The sequence below is a fragment of the Pasteurella sp. P03HT genome (assembly GCF_054052285.1).
This window is the reverse complement of the sequence record NZ_JBSIUM010000007.1, coordinates 26,192-50,457: the sequence shown is the minus strand read 5'-3', so window position 1 is coordinate 50,457 and position 24,266 is coordinate 26,192. Positions and strand designations below refer to the sequence as shown.

Sequence of the window (24,266 nt, the reverse complement as noted above, 5' to 3'; positions counted from 1 at the left end):
GAGGTTGTTGCATAAAATTCATGCAATAATAGCACGATATTTTTATTGCTAATTTTTAGGAAAATATGACATTTTCAGTTCCTTTCTTTATTGCCTTACGTTATTGGCGAGCAAAAAGTGCGGATCGTTTTGGACGATTAGTGACGAATTTAGCGAGTATTGGCATTGTATTAGGTGTGATGGCACTTATTATTGTTTTATCGGTGATGAATGGGTTAGAACAGCACCAAAAGCAACAAGTGCTTGCTGATTTGCCTCATGCAATTATCATTCCCAAGAATCAACCTATTGCGTTAACTGACAATATATTAACGTTACCTGATAGTGTGACAAAAGCGGTTGCGATTAATCAGACTCATATCATTTTACAAACTGCAAAAGGGGTGAGTGCTGGTCAAGCAATTGGCGTTCAACATTTGTCAGATGATCCGTTACTCTCTACGATTTTTAACACGGAATTCGAGCACGTTTTGCCAGCTGGTGCATTTAATGTTGTCATTGGCTCATCATTGGCTCAAAAATTACAACTTCATGTTGGTGATAAAGTACGCCTAATGATTACTGACAATAGTCAATATACGCCTTTTGGTCGTGTCCCTGTTCAACGTTTGTTTACTGTGAGTGATATCTATTATACGAATGCAGATATATCGAGCTATCAAGTTTTCGTGAATTTAAGTGACATTGGTCGTTTAATGCGTATTCAACCAACACAGGCTCAAGGCTATCGATTATTTTTAAATGATCCTTTCCAAATTGTGACGCTTCCACAGTTTTTTAGTCCAGAAGCATGGACTATTAAAGATTGGCGTGAGCAAAAAGGGGAGTTTTTTCAAGCGGTCAGAATGGAAAAAAATATGATGGGCTTGTTGATTAGTTTGATTATTATCGTGGCAGTTTCCAACATCATTACATCTTTGAGTTTAATGGTGGTGGATAAGCAAGGAGAAATTGCCATTCTGCAAACTCAAGGGCTAAATAAAAGCCAAGTGCGGTCCATTTTTATTTATCAAGGTTGTTTAGTCGGGAGTGTTGGCACAGTCATTGGGACTATATTAGGTATATTCGTCACATTCAATTTAGACCGTTTAGTGAATTTGATTAATCCGCAAGGCATTTATCTGCCTACCGCACTTGAGCCAACTCAACTCGCGATCATTATTGGTTTTTCTTTACTTTTATCGCTGCTTTCAACGATTTATCCTGCTTATCGTGCCGCAAAAATTGAACCTGCAGAAGCATTACGTTATGAATAAAAAGGCTGCAAACGAAATGAAACAACATTTATTACATTGTCAGAATATTAGTAAGTTTTATCAAGAAGGGCAAATTCAGACTCAGGTATTGAAAGATGTCTGCTTTTCTATGGAAGAAAATGAGCTGGTGGCGATTGTCGGCAGTTCGGGCTCAGGTAAAAGTACGTTGTTACATACATTAGGTGGATTAGATCAACCGACGCAAGGGGAAGTGTTTATCAAAGGGCAATCCTTGCAAAAAGCAAGCCCAAATCAGCTCGCAAAATTGCGTAATCAATATCTTGGCTTCGTGTATCAATTTCATCATTTAATGGCGGATTTTACAGCATTAGAAAATGTCATGATGCCGATGTTAATTGGACAGCAAAATAAAACAGAAGCCAAAGACCGTGCAGAAAAAATGTTAGCAGCAGTGGGGTTATCCCATCGTATTTCACACCGCCCTTCAGCTTTGTCTGGTGGAGAGCGTCAACGTGTTGCGATTGCTCGGGCATTGGTCAATCATCCCGCGTTAGTGTTAGCCGATGAGCCAACAGGAAATTTGGATCGTAAAACAACGGAAAGTATCTTTGAGTTAATTCAACAGCTGAATCAAGAACAGAATATTGCTTTTCTTTTAGTGACTCATGACTTAGGTTTAGCGGAAAAGTTAACACGTCGCTTAGTGATGCAAGACGGTGTATTACGTGAGGAAGGGTAAATGAATACGCCTTTTTTTATTAGTTGGCGCTATCAGCGCAGTAAGCAAAAAAATCGTCTAGTAACATTGATTTCTACATTCTCTAGTATTGGCATTGCATTAGGTGTCGCGGTGTTAATTCTTGGTCTAAGTGCAATGAATGGCTTTGAACGAGAATTAAATCATCGCATTCTTTCTGTGGTTCCCCATGCTGAAATCATGATTTATCCCAATGATAATCAATCGCCAGCTATCGAAAATGGTGCAGCATTAATCCAACGTCTTGCGCAACATGAACAAGTTCGGGGGATTTCGCCTTATGTAAGTTTTACCGCACTCGTTGAAAATGGGACGAAACTGAAAGTCGTGCAAGTGAAAGGGATTGATAAAACACAACAAGATCATGTCAGCACATTAGGGCATTTTGTTTTAGATCAGGCGTGGGAACGTTTTGATCAACAAAGCGGCTTAATTTTGGGGTATGGGATTGCCCGTGATCTTGAGGTCCAAGAAGGAGATTGGGTGACATTGCTGATCTCTCAACAGACAGAGAATAATCAATTGACTCAACCTGTGCGCCACCGTATACAAATTAGCGGTATTTTGCGTTTAGATGGGCAGCTTGATCACAGTTATGCTTTACTCCCTCTTCGTCAGGCACAAGAATTATTAGGACTGACATCTGCACAAATTCACGGGGTTGAGCTAAAAGTCAGTCAGCCTTTTGCCGTACAATCTTTGCAGTATCCAATGCTACAAGACTATCCGCAAGCGCTTTATGTTCAAAATTGGGTCAGTAAATTTGGTTATATGTACCGTGATATTCAGCTCATTCGTAGTGTGATGTATATTGCGATGGTGTTGGTGATTGGAGTCGCCTGTTTTAATATTATTTCGACGTTGATCATGGCAGTCAAAGATAAACAAGGTGATATCGCAATTATGCGTACATTAGGGGCAAATAATCGTTTTATTAAACAAATTTTTGTTTGGTATGGCTTGCAAGCTGGCATGAAAGGGTGTTTAATTGGCATCCTTTTAGGTGTAATTTTGTCCTTGAATTTGACGCAAATTATTCATGGTGTTGAATCCTTAATCGGTAGAAAATTATTATCAGATGGTATTTATTTTGTCGATTTTTTACCAAGTGAGTTACATTGGCAAGATGTGTTGTTGGTTTTCATTTCGGCGTTAATGCTCAGTTTAATCGCCAGTTTATATCCAGCTAATCGAGCCGCTAAATTGCATCCCGCGCAAGTCCTCAGTAGCCATTAAATGTAATGTTTCGCGATGAGCGATAAATGATTTATTTTCAGATGAGACCCGCGCCTCAGATTGACGTCATTTTTATGTAAAAAGAAGTAAGTGAGAGCAGTATGACAGAATATAAAAACGAGATTCATATTGAGAATGATGATACTCGTATTGATAAAATTGAGCAGGTATTACCCCCCGTAGCGTTATTAGAAAAATTTCCTGCGAGTGATAAAGCGGTTCAGGTTGTGAAAGAAACGCGTAGAAAAGCACATGATATTATTCATCAAAATGATGATCGTTTATTAGTCGTGATGGGACCTTGTTCTATCCATGAACCACAATCTGCCATGGAATATGCTAAACGTCTTCACATCATGCGTGAAAAATATCGTGATACGCTTGAGATTATTATGCGAGTGTACTTTGAAAAACCGCGTACTACAGTGGGTTGGAAGGGATTGATTAATGATCCTCATCTCAATGGTACTTTCGCATTGAACGATGGATTGCGTATAGCTCGCAAGCTTTTGTCAGATATCAATGATCTCGGTGTGCCTGCAGCAGGTGAATTTTTAGATATGATTACGCCACAATATTTAGCTGATTTTATGAGCTGGGGAGCAATTGGGGCGAGAACAACAGAATCACAAGTGCACCGTGAATTAGCCTCTGGGCTGTCATGTGCGGTTGGGTTTAAGAATGGCACTAATGGCGGTGTGAAAATTGCACTAGATGCCATTGGTGCAGCAGAAGCACCACATTACTTTTTATCCGTAACAAAATTTGGGCATTCTGCGATTGTATCGACGAAAGGTAACGAGGATTGTCATATCATTTTACGTGGTGGGGACAACGGACCAAATTATCATGCGGAAGACATTGCTGCCGTGTGCGCGGATATTGAGAAAAGTGGACGTATTCCACACATTATGGTGGATTTTAGCCATGCAAACAGCCATAAACAGTTTAAAAAACAGTTAGATGTTTGCGCCAGTGTATGTGAACAAATTGCCAAAGGTTCAACACAAATTTTTGGTGTGATGGTGGAAAGTCACCTTGTTGAAGGGCGTCAAGATCTGGTTGAAGGCAAAGCTCTGCATTATGGACAAAGTATCACAGATGCGTGCATTGGTTGGGAAGACAGTGAGGCTGTATTGGCTGCCTTATCAAGTGCGGTCATGTCTCGTCGAGAAATCCATAAATAATACTTTTCTGCGCCAGTGTTACCTGGCGCATTTTTTTCACATTTATCTTCTTCCTTTTCGTTTATCTTTTCTAAGTTTTTATTTTGAACCGCTGTGTTAAGTGGTGTTGATTAACCAGAGCGCGTGATTTCTATTCTGATCAAAAATTATTACGCAAACGTTTGCTTTTCTGTGCTATGGGATTATAATGCAACGATTTTTTTAATTTTTAACCAAGGAATTGATAATGAGCTTAGATAATTTTAGTTTAAAGCCAGTCCCACAGCATGAACGTAAAGGGGGAATTGCCCTGACTTTTGTAATGCTAGGGTTGACCTTTTTCTCTGCAAGTATGTGGACAGGGGGAACATTAGGGACCTCATTAACTTATGATGATTTTTGGACGGCTATTTTAGTGGGTAACTTAATGTTGGGGGTCTATACCTCTTGTCTAGGGTATATCGGAGCAAAAACGGGGCTGACGACACACATTTTGGCGCGTTATTCCTTTGGTGTGAAAGGATCTTGGTTGCCCTCATTATTATTAGGTGGAACACAGGTCGGTTGGTTTGGCGTTGGGGTGGCTATGTTTGCGATTCCTGTAAATAAAGTCACTGGAATTGATGTCAATACCTTAATTATCCTTTCTGGTGCATTAATGACGATCACCGTTTACTTTGGTATTTCTGCACTTACTATTTTATCGGCAGTGGCAGTGCCTGCGATTGCACTATTGGGCTCTTATTCCGTTTATCTTGCTGTGACTGATGCGGGTGGATTAGATGTGTTGCGCCAAATTGTGCCAAAAGAAAGTATGCCTTTATCGATGGCAATTACATTAGTGGTTGGTTCATTTATTAGTGCTGGGAGTTTAACTGCGGATTTCGTACGTTTCGGTCGTGTGCCAAAGCAAGCGATTATTATCAGTATGATTGCCTTTTTCTTAGGTAACTCGTTGATGTTTATTTTTGGAGCAGCAGGGGCATCAGTGAAAGGCATGGCTGATATTTCGGATGTGATGGTAGCACAGGGCTTAATTTTACCTGCTATCATTGTACTTGGTTTGAACATTTGGACTACGAATGATAATGCATTGTATGCGTCTGGTTTAGGTTTTGCCAATATCACGGGATTAAGTAGCCGTATTTTATCGATGGTAAATGGTGCGATTGGTACGTTGTCTGCGCTTTGGTTATACAATAACTTTGTTGGTTGGTTAACGTTCTTATCATCGGCGATTCCTCCTGTGGGTGGGGTGATCATTGCTGATTATCTCTTACGTCGTCAGGCTTACCAAGAGTTTGAGCAGGCAAAATTTGTGAATATCAACTGGATTGCCATTGTAGCCGTTGCGATTGGTGTGGCTTGTGGCAAATACTTACCAGGTATTATTCCAGTGAATGCAGTATTGGGTGGTGCTATTTCATATTTAATTCTTAATCCATTATTAGCAAAAAAACTGGCAACAAAATAGGAATCGGTGATGTTAATTAAAAATGTACATTTGGCAAATAAAGAAGGACTTTGGCAAATTCTGGTTGAAAATGACAAGATTGCACGTATTTGTCCACATGATGAAGTTATCGCTTATGAAGGGAAAATTCTTGATGCTGAGGGGGGGATTGCGTATCCACCGTTTGTTGAGCCACATATTCATCTTGATGCGACTCAAACTGCAGGACAACCGAATTGGAATCAGTCGGGTACTTTATTTGAAGGCATTGAGCGTTGGGCAGAGCGAAAATCGTTATTAAGCCACGAAGATGTGAAAGCGCGTGCGTGGAAAACGTTGAAGTGGCAGATTGCAAATGGGGTGCAATACGTGCGTACACATGTCGATGTGTCTGATCCCACATTAACGGCATTGAAAGCTATGCTAGAGGTTAAAAAAGAAGTTGCACCTTGGATTGACTTACAAATTGTGGCTTTTCCTCAGGAAGGCATTTTATCCTATCCAAATGGTGAGGCGTTATTGGATCAAGCGATGGCAATGGGGGCGGATGTTGTTGGCGGTATCCCGCATTTCGAATTTACTCGCGAATATGGCGTTGAGTCGATGCACATAGCCTTTAATATCGCACGGAAATACGGCAAGCAAATTGATATTCATTGTGATGAAATTGACGATGAACAATCTCGCTTTGTTGAAACCGTTGCAGCACTTGCATTGAAATATGAAATGGGTGATAAGGTCACTGCAAGTCATACGACGGCAATGCACTCTTATAACGGAGCGTATGCTTCACGTTTATTCCGTTTATTGAAAATGTCTGGTATTCATTTTGTGGCGAATCCATTAGTGAATATTCATCTACAAGGACGATTTGATACTTATCCTAAACGTCGTGGGATCACACGTGTCAAAGAAATGTTGAAGAATCAGATCAATGTGTGTTTTGGACACGACGATGTGTTTGACCCTTGGTATCCATTAGGGACAGCCAATATGTTGCAAGTGTTACATATGGGCTTGCATGTTTGTCAGTTAATGGGCTATGGTCAGATCAATGAGGGATTGAAATTAGTGACAGAAAATAGCGCCAAAGCGCTAGGGCTAACAGATTATGGTCTGCAAGAAGGAAATTCTGCTCACTTAATTATTTTACCTGCTAAAAATGGGTTTGATGCAGTAAGAAGACAAGTACCGACACGTTACTCTATTCGTTTTGGTAAAGTCATTGCAGAAACCAAGTTGGCGGAAACACAGATCTATTTAGATCAGGCTGAGTCGATTACCTATTGTTAGGTGTGATGGCGTTCAGTCAGGATTAAAACCATCAAAATGAAAGTGCGGTCAAAAATTTAGAAAATTTGACCGCACTTTTTTAGATAGTTGTGTTATTCGACTTTTACAATCCAGCCTTCAGGCGCTTCAATATCACCAAACTGAATGCCTACCAGTTCGTTATATAATTTTGTGGTCACTTCACCTACTTCAGTTTCTGAATAAAATACATGGAAGTGATCGCCATATTGAATAGCGCCAATTGGTGTAATCACGGCGGCAGTACCGCAGGCCCCTGCTTCTTTAAATTGATCTAATTGATCAATATATACATCTCCCTCTTCTGTTTCTAAGCCCAAGCGTTCTTTGGCTAAATAAAGTAAGGAATATTTTGTGATACTTGGCAAAATAGAAGGAGAGAGTGGGGTAATAAATTTATTGTCTTTTGTGATCCCAAAGAAGTTTGCAGAACCGACTTCTTCAATTTTAGTATGGGTAGTTGGATCGAGATAAATACAGTCACCAAAACCATTTAATTTAGCTTTTTTGCCAGGATATAAACTGGCAGCATAGTTTCCTCCCACTTTGGCGGCACCCGTACCTTGTGGTGCTGCGCGGTCATAGTTAGACACTAAGAAATTTGTTGGTTTTAATCCACCTTTAAAATAGGCGCCAACAGGACAACAAAAGATAGAGAAAATATATTCTGGAGCGGGATTTACACCAACATTATCACCTACACCAATTAAGAAAGGACGTAGATAGAGTGTTGCACCTGTACCATAAGGGGCTAGCCATTCTTGGTTTGCTTTGACAACTTGTTTACAGGCATCGATAAACATGTCGGTTGGTACTGTCGGCATTAATAAACGTTGACAACTGCGTTGCATACGCTCTGCATTTTGATCGGGACGGAACAAATTGATCGAACCATCTTTACAACGATAGGCTTTTAAGCCTTCAAAACATTGCTGACCATAGTGTAATGCAGTGGAACCTTCACTGATGTGTAAAACGTTATCTTTTGTCAATTCCCCTTTAGACCATTTACCGTCTTTCCAATAGGCAATATAGCGATAATCCGTTTTGATATAACCGAAGCCCAAATTCTGCCAATCAATATTTTTTGTCATTGTTATGTCCTTTCTATTTTATTGTGTTTGAGAGTACTTTTTAATCTACACCATTCTTGATGGCTTGCAAGCCTTTGCGTAAAAAAATTTAGTGAATTGAATAATAACGGCAGAAAAACGAAATATCTTGAAGTTAAACAAGCAATCAGCAAGTGGCTATGTTAAAATTCTAGACATAAAAAAACACCGCTCAAATGAGCGGTGTATAACCAAAAGGGTTTAAAATAAATATACAGGAAGTGAAAATAAGTAACTGTAAAAGTTACTCTGTTTGGTTTCCCAAACAATATGCAAACACAACATCATACTTAAGTCCGAAAACTCTTAACCAGTAAGGAATTACCATTCATTAAGTATGAGGGCATTTTAAGGGGAAGTATGGGTATGAACAATCGATATTTTTTTATATCAAACATTAAAAAAACTAATGCGAAGTGCATTTTTTCTATTATAGATCAAAAATTTAACATTGAGAAGAGTATATGTGTAAACGTTTGCCTCCCTTGAATTCATTGAAAGCATTTGAATCTGCAGCAAGGCATTTAAGCTTCACAAAAGCGGCTGAAGAATTGTTTGTCACACAGGCCGCCGTGAGTCATCAAATAAAACTGTTAGAAGATTTTTTAGGCATTACATTATTTAAACGGAAGAATCGTGCGTTAGAATTGACCGAATTAGGGAAAGCATATTTCACGGATATCACGAAAATATTGCATCGATTAGCAGAGTCAACGGATAAATTATTAGCACAAAAAAATAATAAACATCTTACAATTAGCGTACCGCAAACATTCGGTATACAATGGCTGGTCCCACATTTAAGTGACTTTAATCAGCACTATCCTGAGATTGAAGTGCGTTTGAAGGGCGTTGATCAAGACGAAGGCTTGCTAAGCAAAGATATTGATATCGCGATTTATTATGGACAAGGAAATTGGGAGAATTTGCAGGTTGAAAAATTAGTTGAAGAAAACCTTCTCATTTTAGCCTCACCCAAATTATTAGAACAACATCCCGTTCAGCAAAAAGAAGATTTGAAAAACCATACCTTAATTCATACACATACGCGTGATAACTGGAAAAACATGGCTAATTTTTTGCAGCTTGATGAGTTGAATATTCAACAAGGCTCGTTATTTAGTCACACTTTCATGGCGTTGCAAGCTGCAATACATGGGCAAGGATTGGTACTTGCCAACCGTATTTTAGCCCAGCAAGAGATTGATAATGGTAATTTACAAGTGGTTCTCCCTACGAACTTACATGATCCCAAGTCCTTTTATGTGGTGAATCACTTTGATGTAAATGATGAACGTATTCAAGCCTTCCGAGCTTGGATCATTGAAACAATGAAACAGAAGTAATGAATAAATTAATTTTATATTGCCGTTCGGGATTTGAAAAAGAAGTGGCGGCAGAAATCACAGAAAAAGCTAGCGCACTGGGTGTGTTTGGTTTTGCACGTGTCGTTGAAAATAGTGGGTACTGCGTCTTTGAATGTTATCAAGATGGGGAAGCGGATCAGTTAGCAAGAATGATACCTGTCAATCAGCTCATTTTTGCTCGTCAATTGTTAGTGGTGTCGGATTTATTGACTGATTTGCCATTGCATGATCGGATTTCGCCTATTCTTCAACAATACCAAAACGTAGCAACGCAGATTAATCTTAAACAGAGTAATGAAATTTGGGTAGAAACAGCAGACACCAATCAAGCAAAAGAGCGCCTTGGTTTTTGTCGTAAATTTACGGTGCCATTACGTCAAGCATTAAAAACACAAGGTTGGTTAGGTGCAACGGCTAATCCATCGCGCACACTTACGCTACATGTCTTTTTCATTAATACAAACAGTTGTTACGTCGGGTATTCTTATAATCAATATCATTGTGTGCATTTTATGGGCATCCCACGTCTCAAATTTCCTGCGGATGCGCCAAGTCGCTCAACATTAAAATTAGAAGAAGCTATTTTAGCATTTATTCCAAAAGAGAGTGCAGCACAGCGTTTAAATGACAAGATGTATGCTGTGGATTTAGGTGCATGCCCAGGTGGATGGACTTATCAATTAGTGAAGCGAGGTTTATTTGTTTATGCCGTTGATCATGGCAAAATGGCAGACAGCCTACACGAAACAGGACGCATTGAGCATTGTGCAGAAGATGGGTTTAAGTTTCAGCCACCTAAACGGACTAAAATTGATTGGTTAGTTTGTGACATGGTTGAACAGCCTAGTCGTATCGCAAATTTAATCTTGAAATGGCTTGTGAATGGTTGGTGTTATGAAACGATTTTTAATCTTAAATTACCAATGAAAAAGCGTTATCTTGAAGTGCAGAAATGTTTACAGCAGATAGAAGATGAATTAGCCAAGCACGAATTAAGTTATCAGATTCAAGCGAAACATCTTTATCATGATAGAGAAGAAATTACCGTACACATTGCAGTAAAAAGACCGCACTAATCTGTGTGGTCTTTTGGATGTTTATGGGGATGAAACAGGGCAGACAAAGGGCTGCCTTGTAAAGATTAGCTCGCTCGAACAGTCTTGATATGTTGTTTCAACGTTTGTTCGATTTCATAAATCCAATCGAGTTCATATTGTGTAAAACCAGCTTGAATACGTGCGTCCGTATTAATCACACCTTTAAAGATGACGATCCGATATTTATGCAGCAATTCTGCAAAGCATTTCATCGCATCTAGACCACGTTGAGTGGATAGCGCGTGATACCAATGATTCCCAATTGAAACATGTCCAATTTCATCACGTAAAATCACATCAAGTATAGCGACTGCTTCATCATCTTTACGTTGACGAATTTTCTCTTGTAATACGGGCGTGGCATCTAAACCTCGTGCTTCTAAGACTCTAGGCACTAATGCCATCCGTTCCCAGATATCATGTGCTGTCGCTTGAGACATTTCCCATAACCCCGCGTGGGCTTCAAAGTCACCATATTGATAACCCAGTGTGTGTAAATGGGTATTGAGCAAAGTGAAATGTGTGCTTTCTTCGCGCGCAACACGTAGCCAATCTTTCACAAATGCCATGCCTTGCTGGAGTTCAAGTTGGGCACAGCGTCCGAAACGCCAGGCAGCATCAAGCCCTAAGTTAATTGCATTAAATTCAATATGCGCTATTGCATGCAGAGTAGCCGCATAGCCTTCATTGGTACTAAATGCTCTTTTCGGGACATCTTTCGGGGCAACCCGTTGTGGTTTGTGTGGAAAGCCTGCAATATCTTGCTCAGGCGTCACTACTGGAAAGTCAGCAACATCCGTCAGTGCAACATGAGGAAGCAGAACATCATACAAGTGATTGACTTGGGCACATTTTTTCTCTGGGTTGGTTTCAGTTAAAGCGGTGGTAATAGCATGCCAAAATTCAGTCATGGTTTTCCTTGTGTGGTTAAACTGGTGAATAACGAATTAATCCTTCTTGTTGTGTGGTTGCGATAAGGCGACCTTGGCGATCAAAAATTTGTCCACGTGCTAATCCTCTTGCCCCAAACGCATTATTACTTTCAATGGCATATAACAACCAATCATTGAGATCAAAAGGGCGGTGGAACCAAATCGAGTGGTCAATCGTAGCAACTTTCATACCCGCTTGTAAAAAGCCTTTTTCATGTGGATGAAGTGCGGTCAATAAACAATGAAAATCGGAAAAGTAAGCTAATAAGCATTGCTGAATTTTTTGATCTAACGGAGCTTGACCATTTGCTTTCACCCAAGCAAATTGTTCTGCAGGCAAAGTCGTACCATGAAATGGATTATTGACATATTTAGCGCGAATATCAAAAGGGCGTTCTGCCGTAAATTTTTCGCGTATTGCCTCTGGAATATAAGGGGCAAGCTTTTGAATAATCAAACTTTCTGAAATAAACTCATCAGGTTCCGCAACTTGTGGCATGACACTTTGGTGATCAAACCCTGTTTCTTCATTTTGAAATGATGCGGTGATATGGCAAATTGGCTCATTATGCTGAATGGCTTTCACTCGTAATGCGGTGAAATTACGTCCTTCACGTAAAGTTTCAACATCATAAATAATCGGGTGCTGACTGTCACCAGGCGATAAAAAGTAAGCATGGCAAGAGTGGAGTACTCGGTCTTGTGGGGCGACTTGGATAGCTGCAGATAACGCTTGAGCAACCACTTGACCGCCAAATACTTGGCGTAAGCCCAGATCTTCACTGCTACCACGAAACAAAAAATCATCAATACGTTCGAGTTTAAGTAGTGCAATTAAATTGTGTAAAACATTAGACATCGTTTATTCCTTATGGCATAGCGATATGCTCTGTGAAATGTATCGTGGTCTTGTATTGAAAAGTGTTAATTTTACTTAAAAAATAAGCAATTAAACAGAAATAAAAACCAATATTTGCAATATGGGGAATCTTATTGCATAATACGCCACCTAATCACAGAAGAAGTTATTTTGTGGTTATTCAATGGAAACCTTCTCGGTTCCTCGCAATAGGGTCTGATTTACCTGGTCAGGTTCGGAAGAAAGCAGCCAAAGTCAGAATTTCTGTGTGCCGAGATAAAGCTGGGAAGGTTTCCTCCCAACTTATCTCTATCTCCTAATATTAAATTCTGTCCACTAATTGTTTAAAGTAACCTTTTTCTTGATTAATTAATTCATCGTAACGACCTTGTTCAATCAGCTTGGCATCATCAATCACACAAAGCAAATCAAATTGTTCAATAAAGGTTAAGCGATGAGTGACCATCAAGAGTATTTTATTGGCAGCATGTTCAAGAACCAAACGGAGAATATGTCGTTCTGTTTCACGATCTAATCCTTCTGTTGGTTCATCGAGCAACAAAATAGGGGCATCATTCAATAATACTCGCGCTAAACCGAGACGACGTTGTTCCCCTCCCGAGAGTGGACGACCACCATCACCTAGCCATACATCTAACCCTTCAACTTGCTCAAGAAGTTTATCCAATCCCACTTTTTTTAATACATCTATCATTTTTTGATCAGGAATGAAGCTATCATTAGCAAGTTGCAAATTCTGGCGCAAGGTGTCGCTGAATACATGCACTCGTTGGGTTAAGAAGCACAATTGTTGACGGAGCGCTTGTTCAGAATAAGTCTCAATAGGTGCACCAGATAAGAGTAATGACCCCTTATCCGCATCATAATTACGCACAAGTAATTGTAATAATGTGGATTTCCCACTGCCTGTTTTACCTAAAATCGCAACTTTCTGTCCAGACATAATAGTTAAGTCGACATGGTTAAGTGCGAGGTTATCCCGTTCAGGATAAGCAAAACAAAGTTGTTTAGCTTGGATAAGGGGGACTATATGAGGTTCAAACGCGCGTGTTCCTTCAAATTTAACCAGAGGAGTTTGTTCGATAATTTCACTGACACGTTCCGCGGAGGCAATGACTTGTCCAATGTGTAAAAATGCTGCACCAATGGGCATGAGAATTTCGAATGCCGCCAGGGCAGAGAATGTAAATAATGCCATGAGCGCAGCTTTGTACATACCTGAACCTAAATCGGCTTCTGCAGCAAACCATAATGTAGTAGAAAGAATTAAACCATTCACAAGCAGTAAAATGGCACTGGACAATCCTGCCAGATTGGCTTCTTTCTGTTGATATTGTTGCCATTGTTGTTCAGTTTGGTTGAGTTTTTGTTTCTGTTGTTGTTCAGCATTAAATAACAGTAGTTCGGCTTGTGCTTGAATAAACTCCACAAATTGTGTGCGATATTGCGCTCTTGCTTCAGTGAGTCGGTAACCGAATTTGGTGCCAAGGTGATAAAACACTGTAGGAATAATGAGCAAAAAGAGGAGGAGCGTTAACCCAATAAATAAAGCAAGGGGAATATGGATAACACTTAGCCCTAGTGTAATTAAACTAATCACAACAATTGCGCTGATGAAAGGCGCAATTAAACGTAGATACAGACTATCGAGCGTGTCTACATCAGCAACTAAACGGTTTAATAAGTCACTGTTACGGTAGCGATTTAAGACCGCAGGACTAAGGGGAATTAATCTCTGAAAAACTTGAACACGTAATTTTGCTAACACACGAAATGTAGCATCGTGAGTCACGATTTTTTCAAAGTAACGTGCGACAGTGCGTCCAATCGCTAATCCTCTCACGCTAGCTGAAGGGTAGAAAAAATTAAATAATGTCCCAACGCCCGCAATAGCCGTTGCCGCTAAGAACCAACCAGACAAGGTCAATAAACCGATACTCGCAGCTAAACCAGTGATCATGAGGATGACACCTAAAATTAAGGTCAGTTTTGCATGTTTAAATAAACGTAAAAAAGGGAATAACGCACGCATTAGTTTACATCCTGTTTTCGTTGAGCTAATAATTCAGCAAAAAAACCATCATGTTGAAGCTGTTCAAAATGCCCTTGTTGGATGATCGCCCCATTTTGCATGACTAAAATAGCATCACATTGTTTTAAATCTTCAATACGATGCGTGATCATCAAAGTCGTCTGATGTTGACTCATTTGTTGTAATGCTTGTAACACCAAGTTTTCCGATTGTGCATCTAAACTAGCTGTGGGTTCATCGAGTAATAATAGTTTGCCTTGTCGTAATAATGCTCGTGCAATCGCAAGGCGTTGTGCCTGCCCAACGGAGAGACCTAATCCTCCCTCTTTAATTTCGCGCGTTAATCCTAATTTATCGGTAAACGTTTTGGCTTGAGCAAGCGTTAAGGCGTGGTCAATTTGTGCTGTCGTGGCGTTGATCTCACCAAGCAATAAATTTTCTTTAATTGTCCCTTGTAGTAATAGCGGGTTTTGCCCCACCCACGCAATGTGTTTACGCCAGTCAGCTAAATTCATCTCTTTTAATTCGATCCCATTGACTTTTAGGCTACCTTCATACGCGAGGAAACCCAGTATGGTATTAATTAACGAAGTTTTACCCGCACCACTTTGTCCCACTAAGGCAGTGTGACTTTGAGCAGGAAGATGAAAGTTCAGCGGTTGTGTAAGAGGAATTCCTTGTGGCGAAAGGACAACAAGATTATTTGCTAAAATATCGACCGCACTTTCTGTCTCAAAGGATTTATCCTGGGTTGATTGAGCTGTGATATGTTTGGTTTCTAAGAAGTTGACGATTTCATCAGCCGCACCAATTCCTGCAGCACGATCATGATAGTATGTACCGAGATCGCGTAGGGGCTGATAAAATTCAGGTGCGAGAATAAGACAGAAGAAACCCACAAATAGCGTGAGTGGCGCATTGTAGGTACCAAAGTTTAATTCACCTAAATAACTGAAGCCAAAATAAACCGCCATTAATGCAATGGAAATGGAGGTAAAAAATTCTAAGACAGCAGAAGAGAGAAATGCCATTTTTAATACATCCATTGTGGTTTCTCGGAAATCTTCTGTTTTTTCCTCAATATGCTGTGTTTGTTCTGTTGTACGATTAAATAAGCGCAAAGTTTCTAACCCACGTAAACGATCTAGAAATTGTCCACTTAATTTGGCTAATGTTGCCATATTTTTTTGACTGCTGTCAGCAGCAGCGATCCCGACTAAAATCATAAAAATAGGAATCAAGGGCGCAGTAATCATCAATACTAACCCCGCTGCCCAGTTCAGTGGGAAAACGGCAATCAGAATAACTACAGGAACAATTGCAGACAGTGCTTGTTGAGGTAAATAACGTGCATAATAGTTATGTAAATTTTCCACTTGCTCTAACATGATGGTTGCCCAGCTACCAGCGGGTTTATTATTGATAGTTGCGGGACCAACTTGATGGATTTTTTCTAAAATTTGTTGGCGGATCGTATTACGTAAAATGCGACCGCACTTAAAACCGATTTGTTCACGTACCCATAAAATGAAGGCACGTAGTGCGAAACCTACAACTAAGCCGACAAAATCAAGCAATAATTCACTACGTGGTGTGTTTAGCATGATCAAATGATGTAGTAAATTTGCTAAAAAATAAGTATTCATCACTAAGATGACAGAAGAAAAAGAGGCTAGTAGGATATTTAAATTTAATAGCTTTTTAATTGGTTTTTGTTGTGACCAAAGCCATTTTTGTAAATATTTTTGACGAGCTTTTTGCATAGTGAAAGTGGGTTTTAAAGTTATTGTTATATCAATCTTCTTATAAAGACGGAAGGACGCTTGAAGTGCGTCCTTAGTCTGATGACGTTAATCTGTGCGAATTAGGCAAGCTATGTTAGCTAATGTAACATGAGCCGAGCACAGATAAAAAGCCATTTTTATCAACAACGATATTTAACCAGCAAGTGCATCTAAATAACGTTCAGCATCCAGAGCTGCCATGCAGCCTGTTCCTGCGGAAGTAATCGCTTGGCGATAATTATGATCCATAACGTCTCCCGCGGCGAATACTCCTTCCACTGACGTTGCGGTAGCATTTCCAGCTAAACCTGATTTGACAACAATATAACCGTTGTTGAGTTCAAGTTGTCCAGCAAAAATATCGGTATTAGGCGCATGACCAATTGCCACAAAAACGCCGTCTAACGTTAGGACTTCGGTTTGATCGGATTGTGTGTCTTTTAAGCGAATCCCTGTTACACCCATGTTATCACCTAATACTTCATCTAATGTACGGTGAGTATGCAAAATAATTTTGCCCTCTTCTACTTTTTTCATTAAACGATCAATTAAGATTTTTTCACTACGGAAGCTGTCACGGCGGTGGACTAAATGGACTTCAGAGGCAATATTGGCTAGATATAACGCTTCTTCAACAGCGGTATTGCCTCCACCGATAACCGCAACAGGTTTGTTACGATAGAAAAAACCATCACAAGTTGCACAAGCCGATACCCCACGTCCTTTATAGGCTTCTTCAGAAGGTAAACCTAAATAACGGGCAGAAGCACCTGTTGCGATGATTAACGCATCGCAACTAAAAGTTTGCACATCACCATATAATTTGAACGGGCGAGAAGATAAATCAACGCGGTTGATATGATCAAAAATGATCTCAGTGTCAAATTTTTCCGCATGTTGTAACATGCGTTGCATTAATTCAGGTCCTGTTGTCTCACCAAAATCCCCTGGCCAGTTCTCGATTTCCGTTGTCGTCGTGAGCTGACCGCCTTGTTGTAGCCCTGTGACTAAAACGGGTTTTAAATTCGCACGCGCAGCATAAATTGCTGCAGTATAGCCAGCGGGACCTGAGCCTAAAATTAATAATTTGCTATGTTTAATTGAGTCCATTTGATTCATCCTTTATATAACATGTCGTGTACGTATTATAGACGCTTCATGCCGTACAGGCTATCACTAATCCTACTATTAATATAATAGGGAGTATAACAAACGACGATATTGATTACTCAGCGGGTCAGCTTGTCCAATTGCCGCAATAATGGAGAGAAATTGCTGTTTCACTTCGCCATTTTCTGCATTGAGATCGTGTTTTAATAAATCAAACAAGAGCGATAACGCCTCTTCATTACGGTTTGCCTGATGGAGTTGAACGGCTAATTTTAATGCCAATTGTCCTGTCGGTTGACGGGCAAAGTCTGCTTGCAGTTGCTGAATTTCTGGGGTATCAGCGGCTTGGATCAATAAATCAATTTGGGCAGATAATCCTTGCCAGCGGCTATCCCGATCTTGTCGCGGAACTTGATTTAAAATGGCTTGTGCGGGTTCAGTTTTTTTCATCGCAATATAGGTTTCTGCATACAGTAGTGCAATATCACTATTGCGTTTGTCTGACAGTTCCCAAGCCTCTTTTAATAATGGCAGAGCATCTTGATACTGTTCTGTTTCAAGTAACGTTAATGCCTGCATAAATTTGATGTCTTCTTCCTTGGGTAAGATGAGCGCGAGACGCTGTTGTAACGTCTGTTCATCTAACGCGCCTTGAAACGCATCTAGTGCTTGTCCTGCTTTGAAGAGATAAGTTGTAGGCAGTGTTTGAAGGCGGAATTGTGCGGCAATATTTTGTTCTTGTTCACAATTGACTTTGGCGAGAACAAATTGCCCTTGATATTGTTCTGCATAACGTTGCAATAACGCAGTAAAGTCAACCGAAGCGGGATGACTCGGTGCATAAAACGTGATGACCAACGGGGATTGTTGTGATAACTGCAATGTTTCAGTTAAGTTTTGTTCATTAATGTCAATCAAATAGTGTGGGCTACCCATGTCATTATCCTTGTGATTTTCAAATGACTTCATTCTACCAAAGCTCTCTCTCAGAAAATAGCGCTATATGATGATAAAGATTTAATGTATTGCACTTAGCAAATGATACATTTTTCTTTATAATATGATTTATTTCAATGAGTTAGCTGTACAAAATGTATCAAAATTTAGTTCGTTATTTAAAAAGAAGAGCATTTTATATTTGGTTATTCGTCTTTTCTTTTTGGTCTTTTTTCATTTCACCCGAGTCAAGTACACCTTACGCCATATTTGGCACCTTTATTTTTTATTACTTACTGTATTCTTATCATGAAAGACTGTTTTCTGTTGTCATTAGTTTTATCACGGTTACATTGGCTGTGTATTATCCCATTTCACTTTATTATGGTTCATTAAACTCGGGCATGGTGGCCGCATTTTTGGAAACGTCTGTTTCAGAGTCGTTGGAGTTTATCCAGAAAATCTCGTTGTCACACCTGATGGTGCCATTATTTTATATTTTGTGTGCTGTAGTTTTACTTCGTCTCAAAAAATATCACCAACGCTCTCCTATAGATAAGAAAAAACGCATGATGCAGAGGGGATTATGTCTTGTTTTTGCTTTCACTCTCGTTTTTGCACCAACACAATTTTATTTCACACATGCGAGCGAAGACGAAGAAACGAGATGGACATTAGCGAATAGTCCGATTAATAGTATTTCTTTTTACGTCAATATTTATGACAGTGTGCGTGATTATGTGATGGAAAAAGCAGCATTAGAACAGGCTGCGTCAGCTACACCTCCTTGGCAAATCCAATCAGTTTCGCCTACATACCGAAATTATGTCTTGATTATAGGAGAAAGTGCGCGTCGAGATTACCTGTCTACATATGGTTTTTCTTTACCAACAACGCCTTTTCTCGATCAAACAAAAGGATATATCAATAGTGGTTATATTTCGGCTGCACCCGCGACGTATCATTCGCTTTTAAACTCTTTGTATTTTAAAAAAGAGAAGAAAGTGGATTATCGTTATAACATTATTACGCTTGCTAAAGCGGCGAATATTGAGACAAATTGGTTATCTAATCAAGGAAGTATTGGAAAATACGATACGATGGCAAGCCGAATTGGTGCGAGTGCAGATTTTTTCTATTTTACTAAAAAGGGCGGGTTTAATACGGGGAATAATGAAGATGATGTGAAACTGGTTGAGCAATTAAAAGTGCGTTTAGCAAGCCCGCTCTTGACTTCTGCACGAGCGAGATTATTTGTTTTACACTTAATGGGGTCGCACCAAGATTTTTGTCAGCGTATTCAGGAACACGAGAAAAAATTAACGTTTGTGAATGAAAAAATGTCTTGCTATGTCAACAGTATTTTGAAAACTGATACATTAATCCAAGAAGTCGTGCAGTTATTAAAAGATAAAAATGAACCTTATTCGCTTATTTATTTTTCTGATCATGGCTTGAATCATATTGAAAAAGAAAACCCAAGCACATTGAATTTAGATTACGATGTCAAATTTAAATCAAATTATGAGGTGCCCTTTGTTAAATTGGCAAGTGATGACAGGGTACGAAACCTGGTGAATGTAAAGCGCAGTGCGGTTAATTTTATGTATGGGTTCGCGCAGTGGCTAAATATTACGACACAAGAATTAGATCCATACTATAATTTCTTTTCACAGAAAGACGATGAACATATCAAAGTGTTTAACTTTGAGAAACATGTCGATTTTGATGAATTAGATGAGGATCCGATCACGTTTTAATCGCATCATCATGGTTATGGTCGTTTATGTAAAAACAGCACGGTTATTACGTGCTGTTTTTGTTTATTCTGTATCTTGTTCTTTTTTTACAATTTCATCTTCGCTGAGCTTCAACAAACGGGCAATGGCGTTACGATAAGAAATTTCTAGGCTTTCTCGACTGGTTGCGATGACACCTTGATCGATTAAAAAGCCATCATTGACGTCATAAACCCAGCCATGTAAAGAAAGTTTTTTCCCATTTTTCCAAGCGGATTTAATAATCGACGAGCTACCTAAGTTATACACCTGTTCTGCGACATTAATGCGTGTCAACATATCCGCACGCTTTTCTGGTGATAAATTGCCAAGTAAATGACTGTGTTTGTACCAAATATCTCGAATATGAAGTAACCAGTTATTGATTAGCCCAAGATCTTGATCTGCCATGGCGGCTTTAATCCCGCCACAATTGGTATGGCCACAAATAATAATGTGTTCAATGTTTAATACATCTACAGCATATTGCACAACAGATAGACAGTTTAAGTCCGTATGGATGACTTGATTGCCCACATTGCGATGTACAAATAATTCCCCTGGACCTAAATTTGTTAATTTTTCTGCAGGAACACGGCTGTCTGAGCAGCCAATCCAAAGATAGCTTGGCGTCTGGTGGTCTGCCAATTCTTGAAAGTAAGAAGAGTTTTCCTCTTTCATACGTAATGCCCAGCTATAGTTATTGGCAAAAAGTTGTTCAATTTTCTTCATTAAGTGTGATCGTCCATACAGCAAAAATAGGGCGTTAGTATAGCGTAGAAACAGATAATGGGTAAAGAAAGGGGAAAAAAATTGTTCCTAGTTGATTGTATTTATCTCAACCTGACCAGCTAAAATGTGAACCCGACTCAGTTCGAATCGGGCTTGTGAAGAGATTATGCTTTAAGAGCGGTCAGTTTTTTCGTATTTTGAGCAAGATCAGCGAGTTTTGTTAAGCACATAGCGGGCGTATCAAGGTGGTTTTCAATGACTTCAACTACGCTTTCACTGGTGATCATACCAGCAATACCATTAGATAAGATTTCCATCACATGTTGAGGGGGAATCGTCCCCAGATTGAGCATAATTGGGGCAGAATTAGCCGATTGTAGTTGGCGTACCAGATCACGTAATTTCACAATGCTATCTGTTGAGGCACAATGTGGCAGAGCGGGTAGATAAACATAGCCTTCTGAATAGGTTGCGACCTCATTAAGTGTGGCTTCCGTAGTATGAAGTGGACACATAAAAACTTGCTGAATCCCATATTTTCGGGCAAAAGGAAGAAATTCTTCACGGCTGAGCAACGGCAAATCCACAATAAAAACGGCATCGATACCGACTTCTGCACAACGTTGATAAAATCCATCAAGCGTTTGGGCATAGACTAAATTGGCACAAAGCATAAGACTAATCGGAAGGGTCGGGTAGCGTGCACGTACCTTGGCAATCAACTGAAAACTGGTTTTTGTTCCGCCGTCCGAGGATAAGGCTCGCTGATTAGCCGCTTGAATTGCTGGACTGTCTAACAAGGGATCAGAAAAGGGTAAACTTAATTGCAACGCGTCTGCGCCGTTATCGATCAACGTACAAATCAGCTCAAATGAACGTGTTGAATCAGGATCACACAACGTTAATTGTGGCATAAAAGCACACGCTTGTTGGCTTTTTAATTGATGAAATAGGGTATCAAAACGACTCATGCAGACGCTCCTTTTTCAGCTAAGATTTTGTCTACGGTAAAAATGTCTTTATCTCCTCGTCCAGATAAGTTTACGACGAGCAGTTGCGCTTTATTAGGTGCTTGGCGGATCAGTTTTAAGGCATAGGCTAAAGCGTGCGCACTTTCGAGAGCAGGAATGATGCCTTCATGTTGAGCCAGCGCTTGAAACGCTTCTAACGCTTCATCATCGGTAATGGATTCATATTCAGCTCGACCAATTGCGTGTAAGTAAGCGTGTTGGGGTCCAACAGACGGAAAATCAAGTCCCGCAGAAATCGAATAGGATTCTTGAATTTGCCCTTCTGTAGTCTGCATTAAGGGCGCTTTCATACCAAAATAAATGCCTGTTGTACCATGGCGTAGTGGGGCGCCATGTTTACCTGTTGAAATGCCTTTTCCAGCGGGCTCAATGCCGATTAAACGAACGCTTGTTTCTGGAATAAAATCGGCAAACATCCCAATCGCATTAGAGCCACCACCGACTGCGGCAATGACCATATCTGGTAGGCGTCCTTCCTGCGCGAAAAGTTGTTGTTTGGTTTCTTCACCAATGATTTTTTGGAATTCACGTACAATTGTTGGGAAAGGATGAGGTCCTGCCGCAGTGCCCAATAAATAATGGGTATGGTCATAATTTTCTGCCCAATCACGCATCGCTTCACAACAAGCATCTTTGAGCGATGATGCGCCTTTAGTGACTGGTGTTACCGTTGCCCCCATTAAACGCATTCGAAATACATTCGGTGATTGACGCGCTACATCTTTCGCGCCCATGTAAATCTGACAAGGTATATTAAGTAAAGCACAAGCTAATGCCGTAGCAACACCATGTTGTCCAGCCCCTGTTTCCGCAATAATCCGTGTTTTACCCATTCGCTTGGCTAATAAAATTTGCCCGAGTACTTGGTTTGTTTTATGCGCACCACCATGCAATAAATCTTCTCGCTTTAAATAAAGTTTCGTTTGCGTACCTTTCGTCAGATTTCGACAGAGAGTCAAGGCTGTAGGGCGACCAGCATAATGAGTAAGTAAATCGTGAAATTCTTGTTGAAAGCTAGGATCTTGCTGTGCTTCAACAAATGCTTTTTCAAGTGCTTTCAGCGCGGGAATCAGCGTTTCAGGGACATACATCCCTCCGAATTCGCCGAAGTAAGAATCAAGTAACATTTCAGACATCATTATTCCTTTGAGAGTGAGTGGTGTAAATATATGATATTATCTTTTGCACTATTAAACTAGTGTAAAAATGTAAAAGCAAGTGTTTTTTGAAAAAAATAACAAAGAAAAAGAGGAAGAAGAAAAAAATAAGAAAAAAGAGAAGTCACAGAAAAAGGACGAGAGTATTCCATGTGACATAAATGGATAGGGAAGAGAAGTGGAGATTCAAGCACAACAAAACATTGTGCTTGAACCTAGTTGGCAGGGTTATTGTGTGTTGCGTGCAACATGCAGTGCGGCACTGCTTTGTGCGGTTGGCATGACTTCAATCCGATTGATATTAACATGTTCAGGTTGTTGGTTTGCCCATAGCACAATATTGGCAATATCTTCAGGTGTAATGAATTTGACATTCTCATATAATTTTGCAGCACGTTCATCATCACCTTTAAAACGAACATTTGAAAACTCGGTGCCACCACAAAGCCCTGGTTCAATGTTAGTTACGCGGATAGCCGTTCCCGCTAAATCAGCACGTAGATTTAAACTGAATTGTTTAACAAACGCTTTTGTCGCGCCATATACATTGCCACCAGGATAAGGATAGGTGCCAGCAATTGAGCCTAAATTAATAATGTGTCCCGTATTGCGAGATACCATCTGTGGCAAGATTAAGCGCGTGATTGTGACTAAACCAACTGTATTGGTATTGATCATTTGTAGCCAGTCGTCTAACTCGGCTTTATCTGCACGTTCTAAACCAAGGGCTAGACCCGCATTATTGACTAAGAGATCAATGGATTGCCAAGCCTCTGGTAAGCCCTGTATCGCTTGTTCAGTTGCCTGACGATCACTCAGATCAAACGCAAGTGGAAGGAAATCATTACCTAGTTCATGTTGTAATGCGTGTAAACGTTCTGCTCGTCGTCCTGTTCCGATGACACGGTAATTGTGTTTGACCAAAATACGACAGATCGCGCGTCCGAAACCTGCCGTTGCCCCAGTAACGAATGCAATTTTTTTCATGTTTTACCTCTCATGGACAAATTGTAGAATGATAATTTGATATGCTATAAAAAAGATGAAGCATATTTGCCCGCTTCCTTATCCTGTATAGCGTATAGGAGGAATACGATTTCATCGTCTCCATCTTGCGTTAATTTTCTGATAACTTCAAAGCTTTTTTCTCTTTTGTTGAATAAATCTTGTGAAGAGTC

Annotated in this window: 20 protein-coding genes and 1 other RNA gene; 10 read left to right on the top strand and 11 right to left on the bottom strand. The window is 39.9% G+C overall.

What is annotated here, in order from left to right:
- The first annotated feature begins 65 nt into the window (after nucleotides 1–65).
- The 6 genes from ACWIT3_RS07105 (at nucleotide 66) to ACWIT3_RS07080 (ending at nucleotide 7,122) form a co-directional block, all read left to right on the top strand.
- A complete protein-coding gene (locus ACWIT3_RS07105; RefSeq protein WP_457162055.1) occupies nucleotides 66–1,256 on the top strand; it encodes a lipoprotein-releasing ABC transporter permease subunit in 1,191 nt (396 codons plus the stop codon).
- A gap of 16 nt (nucleotides 1,257–1,272) precedes the next feature.
- Nucleotides 1,273–1,956, top strand: a complete 684-nt coding sequence (lolD, locus tag ACWIT3_RS07100) for a lipoprotein-releasing ABC transporter ATP-binding protein LolD (RefSeq protein WP_457162121.1) — start codon at nucleotides 1,273–1,275, stop codon at nucleotides 1,954–1,956.
- Nucleotides 1,957–3,210, top strand: a complete 1,254-nt coding sequence (gene lolE, locus ACWIT3_RS07095; protein WP_457162054.1) for a lipoprotein-releasing ABC transporter permease subunit LolE — start codon at nucleotides 1,957–1,959, stop codon at nucleotides 3,208–3,210. It abuts the gene before it with no gap.
- A 101-nt stretch (nucleotides 3,211–3,311) separates the two neighbouring features.
- On the top strand, nucleotides 3,312–4,397 hold the full coding sequence (aroG, locus tag ACWIT3_RS07090; RefSeq protein WP_457162053.1) for a 3-deoxy-7-phosphoheptulonate synthase AroG: 1,086 nt from the start codon (nucleotides 3,312–3,314) through the stop codon (nucleotides 4,395–4,397).
- Nucleotides 4,398–4,623: 226 nt separating this feature from the next.
- Complete coding sequence (codB, locus tag ACWIT3_RS07085; protein ID WP_457162052.1) at nucleotides 4,624–5,850, top strand: cytosine permease; 1,227 nt, start codon at nucleotides 4,624–4,626, stop codon at nucleotides 5,848–5,850.
- Nucleotides 5,851–5,859: 9 nt separating this feature from the next.
- Nucleotides 5,860–7,122 carry a cytosine deaminase gene (locus ACWIT3_RS07080; protein ID WP_457162051.1) on the top strand — a complete coding sequence of 421 codons (1,263 nt, stop codon included), beginning with the start codon at nucleotides 5,860–5,862 and terminating at the stop codon, nucleotides 7,120–7,122.
- Between the two features lie 92 nt (nucleotides 7,123–7,214).
- On the opposite strand, the gene ACWIT3_RS07075 is transcribed toward ACWIT3_RS07080, so the two are convergent.
- Nucleotides 7,215–8,234 carry a branched-chain amino acid aminotransferase gene (locus tag ACWIT3_RS07075; RefSeq protein WP_457162050.1) on the bottom strand — a complete coding sequence of 340 codons (1,020 nt, stop codon included), beginning with the start codon at nucleotides 8,232–8,234 and terminating at the stop codon, nucleotides 7,215–7,217.
- A gap of 482 nt (nucleotides 8,235–8,716) precedes the next feature.
- Between ACWIT3_RS07075 and ACWIT3_RS07070 the strand changes: the two genes are divergently transcribed.
- Both ACWIT3_RS07070 and rlmM read left to right on the top strand, forming a co-directional pair.
- On the top strand, nucleotides 8,717–9,598 hold the full coding sequence (locus ACWIT3_RS07070) for a transcriptional regulator GcvA (RefSeq protein WP_457162049.1): 882 nt from the start codon (nucleotides 8,717–8,719) through the stop codon (nucleotides 9,596–9,598).
- Nucleotides 9,598–10,695, top strand: coding sequence for a 23S rRNA (cytidine(2498)-2'-O)-methyltransferase RlmM (rlmM, locus tag ACWIT3_RS07065; RefSeq protein ID WP_457162048.1), 1,098 nt, complete (start codon nucleotides 9,598–9,600; stop codon nucleotides 10,693–10,695). The genes ACWIT3_RS07070 and rlmM overlap by 1 nt, the downstream gene beginning before the upstream one ends.
- Before the next feature lie 65 nt (nucleotides 10,696–10,760).
- On the opposite strand, the gene ACWIT3_RS07060 is transcribed toward rlmM, so the two are convergent.
- Both ACWIT3_RS07060 and tesB read right to left on the bottom strand, forming a co-directional pair.
- Nucleotides 10,761–11,627, bottom strand: coding sequence for a ferritin-like domain-containing protein (locus ACWIT3_RS07060; protein ID WP_457162047.1), 867 nt, complete (start codon nucleotides 11,625–11,627; stop codon nucleotides 10,761–10,763).
- Between the two features lie 16 nt (nucleotides 11,628–11,643).
- Entirely contained in the window at nucleotides 11,644–12,507 is an 864-nt protein-coding gene (gene tesB / locus ACWIT3_RS07055; protein ID WP_457162046.1) for an acyl-CoA thioesterase II, read from the bottom strand.
- 193 nt (nucleotides 12,508–12,700) lie between these two features.
- On the opposite strand from tesB, the gene ffs reads away from it, so the two are divergent.
- Nucleotides 12,701–12,799, top strand: an RNA gene (gene ffs, locus ACWIT3_RS07050) — signal recognition particle sRNA small type.
- Between the two features lie 30 nt (nucleotides 12,800–12,829).
- Here ffs and cydC read toward each other — a convergent pair.
- The 4 genes from cydC to ACWIT3_RS07030 all read right to left on the bottom strand — a co-directional run bounded on the left by cydC (nucleotide 12,830) and on the right by ACWIT3_RS07030 (nucleotide 18,390).
- Nucleotides 12,830–14,560: a heme ABC transporter ATP-binding protein/permease CydC gene (gene cydC, locus ACWIT3_RS07045; RefSeq protein ID WP_457162045.1), complete on the bottom strand. Its 1,731-nt coding sequence runs from the start codon at nucleotides 14,558–14,560 to the stop codon at nucleotides 12,830–12,832.
- Complete coding sequence (cydD, locus tag ACWIT3_RS07040) at nucleotides 14,560–16,323, bottom strand: heme ABC transporter permease/ATP-binding protein CydD (protein ID WP_457162044.1); 1,764 nt, start codon at nucleotides 16,321–16,323, stop codon at nucleotides 14,560–14,562. The genes cydC and cydD overlap by 1 nt, the downstream gene beginning before the upstream one ends.
- Nucleotides 16,324–16,497: 174 nt before the next feature.
- Nucleotides 16,498–17,454 (bottom strand): thioredoxin-disulfide reductase, encoded by a 957-nt coding sequence (trxB, locus tag ACWIT3_RS07035; RefSeq protein WP_457162043.1) that lies wholly within the window; start codon nucleotides 17,452–17,454, stop codon nucleotides 16,498–16,500.
- A gap of 78 nt (nucleotides 17,455–17,532) precedes the next feature.
- Nucleotides 17,533–18,390 carry a co-chaperone YbbN gene (locus ACWIT3_RS07030; RefSeq protein WP_457162042.1) on the bottom strand — a complete coding sequence of 286 codons (858 nt, stop codon included), beginning with the start codon at nucleotides 18,388–18,390 and terminating at the stop codon, nucleotides 17,533–17,535.
- A gap of 155 nt (nucleotides 18,391–18,545) precedes the next feature.
- On the opposite strand from ACWIT3_RS07030, the gene ACWIT3_RS07025 reads away from it, so the two are divergent.
- Nucleotides 18,546–20,150, top strand: a complete 1,605-nt coding sequence (locus ACWIT3_RS07025) for a sulfatase-like hydrolase/transferase (protein ID WP_457162041.1) — start codon at nucleotides 18,546–18,548, stop codon at nucleotides 20,148–20,150.
- A 63-nt stretch (nucleotides 20,151–20,213) separates the two neighbouring features.
- Here the strand turns inward: ACWIT3_RS07025 and can are convergent, their stop codons facing one another.
- From can to ACWIT3_RS07005, 4 genes are all read right to left on the bottom strand, one after another.
- Nucleotides 20,214–20,900, bottom strand: a complete 687-nt coding sequence (gene can, locus ACWIT3_RS07020) for a carbonate dehydratase (protein ID WP_457162040.1) — start codon at nucleotides 20,898–20,900, stop codon at nucleotides 20,214–20,216.
- A 164-nt stretch (nucleotides 20,901–21,064) separates the two neighbouring features.
- On the bottom strand, nucleotides 21,065–21,871 hold the full coding sequence (gene trpA, locus ACWIT3_RS07015; RefSeq protein ID WP_457162039.1) for a tryptophan synthase subunit alpha: 807 nt from the start codon (nucleotides 21,869–21,871) through the stop codon (nucleotides 21,065–21,067).
- Nucleotides 21,868–23,067, bottom strand: coding sequence for a tryptophan synthase subunit beta (trpB, locus tag ACWIT3_RS07010; protein ID WP_457162120.1), 1,200 nt, complete (start codon nucleotides 23,065–23,067; stop codon nucleotides 21,868–21,870). Before trpB ends, trpA begins: the two co-directional genes overlap by 4 nt.
- A 249-nt stretch (nucleotides 23,068–23,316) precedes the next feature.
- A complete protein-coding gene (locus ACWIT3_RS07005; protein WP_457162038.1) occupies nucleotides 23,317–24,075 on the bottom strand; it encodes an SDR family oxidoreductase in 759 nt (252 codons plus the stop codon).
- Between the last annotated feature and the right edge of the window lie 191 nt (nucleotides 24,076–24,266).